The organism is Nocardia sp. NPDC046473, from assembly GCF_040645995.1.
Classification (GTDB): domain Bacteria; phylum Actinomycetota; class Actinomycetes; order Mycobacteriales; family Mycobacteriaceae; genus Nocardia.
Genome location: NZ_JBEYZJ010000030.1, coordinates 1 through 4,390, shown reverse-complemented (window position 1 = coordinate 4,390; position 4,390 = coordinate 1). Strand labels below are relative to the sequence as shown.

Annotated in this window: 2 protein-coding genes; both read right to left on the bottom strand. The window is 69.5% G+C overall.

What is annotated here, in order from left to right; translation table 11 throughout:
* On the bottom strand, positions 1 to 1,193 hold a 1,193-nt coding region (locus ABZ942_RS43760), incomplete at its 3' end, for a polyketide synthase (protein ID WP_357392266.1).
* A gap of 17 nt (positions 1,194 to 1,210) precedes the next feature.
* Positions 1,211 to 4,390, bottom strand: a 3,180-nt coding sequence (locus ABZ942_RS43755; RefSeq protein WP_357392264.1) for an SDR family NAD(P)-dependent oxidoreductase, incomplete at its 5' end; no start/stop codon positions are given.

The following is a 4,390-nucleotide window of genomic DNA, read 5'->3' as shown; positions in this document are numbered from 1 at the left end:
TGCCGGATGGCCTGCACCATCTTGATCACACCCGCCACACCCGCAGCCGCCTGCGTATGACCAATATTCGACTTGATCGAACCCAACAACAACGGCCGGTCCGATGGACGGTCCTGCCCATAGGTCGCCAGCAACGCCTGCGCCTCGATCGGATCGCCGAGCACGGTCCCGGTTCCGTGTGCCTCCACCGCATCTATATCCGCTGACGACAGGCCGGCCGTCGACAACGCCTGACGGATCAGCCGCTCCTGCGATGGACCATGCGGCGCCGTCAAACCATTCGACGCACCATCCTGATTCACCACCGAGGACCGGACCACGGCCAGCACCTCATGCCCCAACCGCCGAGCATCCGAAAGACGCTCCAGCAGAAGCACTCCCGCGCCTTCGCCCCAACCCGTGCCATCCGCGGCCGCCGCGAAAGACTTGCACCGACCGTCCGGCGCCACCCCCCGCTGACGGCTGAACTCGGTGAACGTCAACGGACTCACCATCACGGTCACGCCGCCGGCCAGCGCAAGACCGCACTCGCCCTTGCGTAGCGCCTGCACGGCCGAGTGCACGGCGACCAGCGATGACGAACACGCGGTGTCCATGGTGATCGCCGGGCCGACCAAACCCAACTCGAACGCAACCCGGCCCGACACCACTGCCCCGGAGTTGACGACGCCGAAGATTCCCTCCAGTTCCGCGGGCACCCGGCGCGACGCGTAGTCGTGCGTCATCAGCCCCGCGAAAACCCCGGTGTCGCTACCTTTCAGCGACAGTGGGTCGAGGCCGGCCCGCTCGATCGCCTCCCAGCTCGTCTCCAAGAACAACCGCTGCTGCGGATCCATGGCCAATGCCTCACGCGGCGAAATACCGAAGAAGCCCGCATCGAAATCGCCTGCGCCATCCAGAAAGCCGCCCTGCTGGGCGTAGGTGGTACCCCGGTGCTGCGGATCGGGGTCGTACAGGCCGGCCAGATCCCAGCCGCGATCGCCCGGGAAATCGGACATCGCGTCGGTGCCGGCGACCACCAGGTCCCAGAGGTCCTCTGGCGACCGCACACCACCGGGCAGCCGGCATGCCATGCCCACCACGGCGATCGGCTCCCCGGCCGAGGCGAGCACCTGGTCGAGCCGGTTGCGCGTATCGATGAGGTCGGCCGTGACCTCGTTGAGGAAATGGCGAAGCTTCTGCTGGTTATCCATGACCAATCGCTTTCCGGCTACTCGGTGACGTTCAGGTTCTGGCTGATGAAACTGAACATTTCCTCGTCGCTCAGCTCCTCGATCGCGCGTTTCTCCGTGCCGACCGAATCGCGTGACCGAAGCTCGGCGATCCTGGCCTCCAGCCGTTCCAGCCGGCCCAATACCTCGGCGTCCGCATCCGGTGCGTTCGCAGAGGTCAGGTCCGCGATCCGGTCGAGTCCCTTGTCGAGGGCATCCAGCAGTCCGGCCAGCGGTGCACGAGCGGCAGGCTCGAGCCGGTCCAGCAAGTAGTCCGTCAGCTCCGCCGATGTCGGACGGTCGAACACGAGCGTGGCGGAAAGCCGGAGTCCGGTCGCCTCGGCGAGGCGGTTGCGGAGTTCGATGGCGGTCAGCGAATCGAATCCGAGCTCGACGAAGCTTCGGTCGATGCCGACAGCACCGCTCTCGGCATATCCGAGCACCCGCGCGACTGTGCCCCGGATGAGGTCGATCACGACCTTCCGTCGCTCGTCAGGCGGGAGCCCGGCCAGCCGTTCAGCGAGCGCGGCGTCGCCGCCCGCAGCGTTGGCCATGGCTCGGCGACGCCCGGCCGGCACCAGCTGACGCAGCAACGGTGGCAGTGTTCCCGCGGCGGCCTGCTCCCGCAGCGCCTTGATGTTCAGGCGCATCGGCAGCAGCTGCGGCCGGTCGCTCGGTACCGCCAGGTCGAACAGCGCGAGCGCGTCCTCGGTCGGCAGCGCGCCGGATCCGCTGCGACTCAGCCGATCTCGATCGTCACGGCTGAGATGCCCGGTCATGCCCGAATCCTGTGCCCACATGCCCCAGCCCAGGGACACCGCGGGCAGGCCATGTCCACGCCGGTAGGCGGCGAGACCGTCGAGGAACGCGTTGGCCGCCGCGTAGTTACTTTGACCGGCGTTCCCGATTGTGCCCGCCGCCGACGAAAACAGCACGAACGCCGACACCGACGGCAGCTCGGCGGTCAGCTCGTGCAGGTGCCACGCCGCCATGGCCTTCGGAGCGAACACCGTGTCGAGCCGGTCCGGCGTCTGCGCCGCGATCATCCCGTCATCGAGTACCCCGGCCGCATGGATCACCGCCGTCAGTGGCCGTTCGGCGGGGATGCCCGCCAGCAGCTCGGCTAGCGCATCCCGGTCGGCGATGTCACACGCTGCGGCCTCGGCTTCGGCGCCTAGCGCTCGCAGCTCGGCGAGAACGGCTTCGGTATCGGGAGCATCGGGGCCGCGGCGAGACACGAGCAGCAGCCTCGGTCCGTCCGGCTGCGCCAGGTGCCGCGCCAGGGCGGTCCCGAGCACACCCGTCCCACCGGTGATCAATACCGTTCCGGAGGCCCGCAGCTCGCGCGGATCGGCGGCCAGGACACGGGTCAACCGAGGGACCAGGACCACGCCCGCACGAATTGCCGACTGTGGTTCGCCGCACGCGACCGCCGCCGCCAGCTGCCCGGTGTCGTCGGCCTGCCCGTCCGCGTCTACCAGGACGAACCGGTCCGGGTGCTCCGCCTGCGCCGACCGCACCAGGCCCGAGACCGCCGCGCCCGAGAGGTCCGCGACCGGCTCCCCCGCAACTGCGGTGACCGCACCTCTGGTCACCACCACGAGCCGCGATGGCTCCCAGTCCGGTGCCGCGACCCACGCCTGCAGCACAGCCAGCGTCCGGGACACCGCGTCCCGCGCCAAGGTGGCTTCTTCACCTGGGTCGACCGGCAGTACCACAAACTCCGGTGCCTGCGCACCGGCCAGCTCATCGAGCCCGGCGACGATCCGCGCAGCTATGCCCCGGCCGGACAAGCCGTCCGCCAGGACCTGTGCCCCCGGACCATCGATGATTGCCCACCGGCCGGAATCAACCGGCCGGCCCGCCGGCGCCGCCACCCAGTCCAGCCCGTACAAATCGCGCGATTCGGCACCCTGCGCGGGCCGAAGCTGCTCCGCCGAAACCGGCCGGAGCACCAGCGACTCCACCGTCAGCACGGGGGCACCCGCCGGGTCGAACGCGACCAGGCTCAAGGTGTCGGCCTCCGTCACACGCAGCCGCACCCGCAGGATCGACGCCCCCTCGGCGCGCACGGCGACCCCGGTCCAGGTGAAGGGCAACCCCGGCGAGCCGGTATCCGTGGGAACGGCGAGGCCGTAGGCGTGCAGCGCGGCGTCCAGCAACGCGGGATGCAGCGCGAATCCGGCCGCGTTCGCGCCCGCGTCACCTGTCTGGGTAGGAAGGCCTACCTCGGCGTAGATGTCCGCGCCGTCGCGCCACGCGGACCGCAGGCCCTGGAACGCCGGACCGTACCCGACCGCGGTCTGCCGGTCGTAGAAGCCGGTGATATCGACCGGCTCGGCGCCCGCGGGCGGCCAGGTCCACGGTTCCAGATCATCGAATTCGGTTGCGTCCGAGGCAAGGACGCCGCTCGCATGCCGCGCCCATTGCTCCGCGCCGAGGGTTTCGTCGCGGGTATAGATCTCGATCGCCCGGTGCCCGTCCTCGTCCCCGCCGACCACGATCCGCAGGTCGACTCCGGCATCGGAGATGACGAGCGGCGCCTCCAGCACCAGCTCCTCGATATACCCGCAGCCGACCTGGTCGCCCGCCTGTGTCGCCAGCTCGATGAACCCCGAGCCGGGGAAGAGAACCGAGCCGAGCACGGTGTGGTCGGTGAGCCAGGGCTGGGTGTGCGCCGTCAACCGGCCGGTCAGCAGGACGCGCTCGCCGTCCGGCAGGCCCACCACCGCGCCCAACAGCGGGTGCGCGATAGCGCCGAGGCCCAGTCCGGTCGTGTCGCCGGCCACGGGGCCGGCGTTCAGCCAGTACCGGTCGTGCTGGAAAGCGTAGGTGGGCAGCGGCACTCGGCGGCCGACGATGCCGAGCGCGGGCACGGCGGCGCTCCAGTCGACGTTCGTCCCGGTCACGAAGAGCTCCGCCGCCGCGCTGAGCAGGCATTCGACGTCGTCCTCGGCGCGGCGCAGGCTGCCGACAGCAACCCCTCGCACCTCGGACGCATCGAGGGTTTCCGCGATACCCATCGTCAGTACCGGATGCGGTGAGACCTCCACGAACGCATGGTGACCGGCACCGATCAACGCCTCGATCGCCTCATGAAAACGCACCGTCTGGCGCAGATTGGTAAACCAATACCCGGCATCCAACGTCGCCGTGTCCACCCGCTCCGCAGACACAGT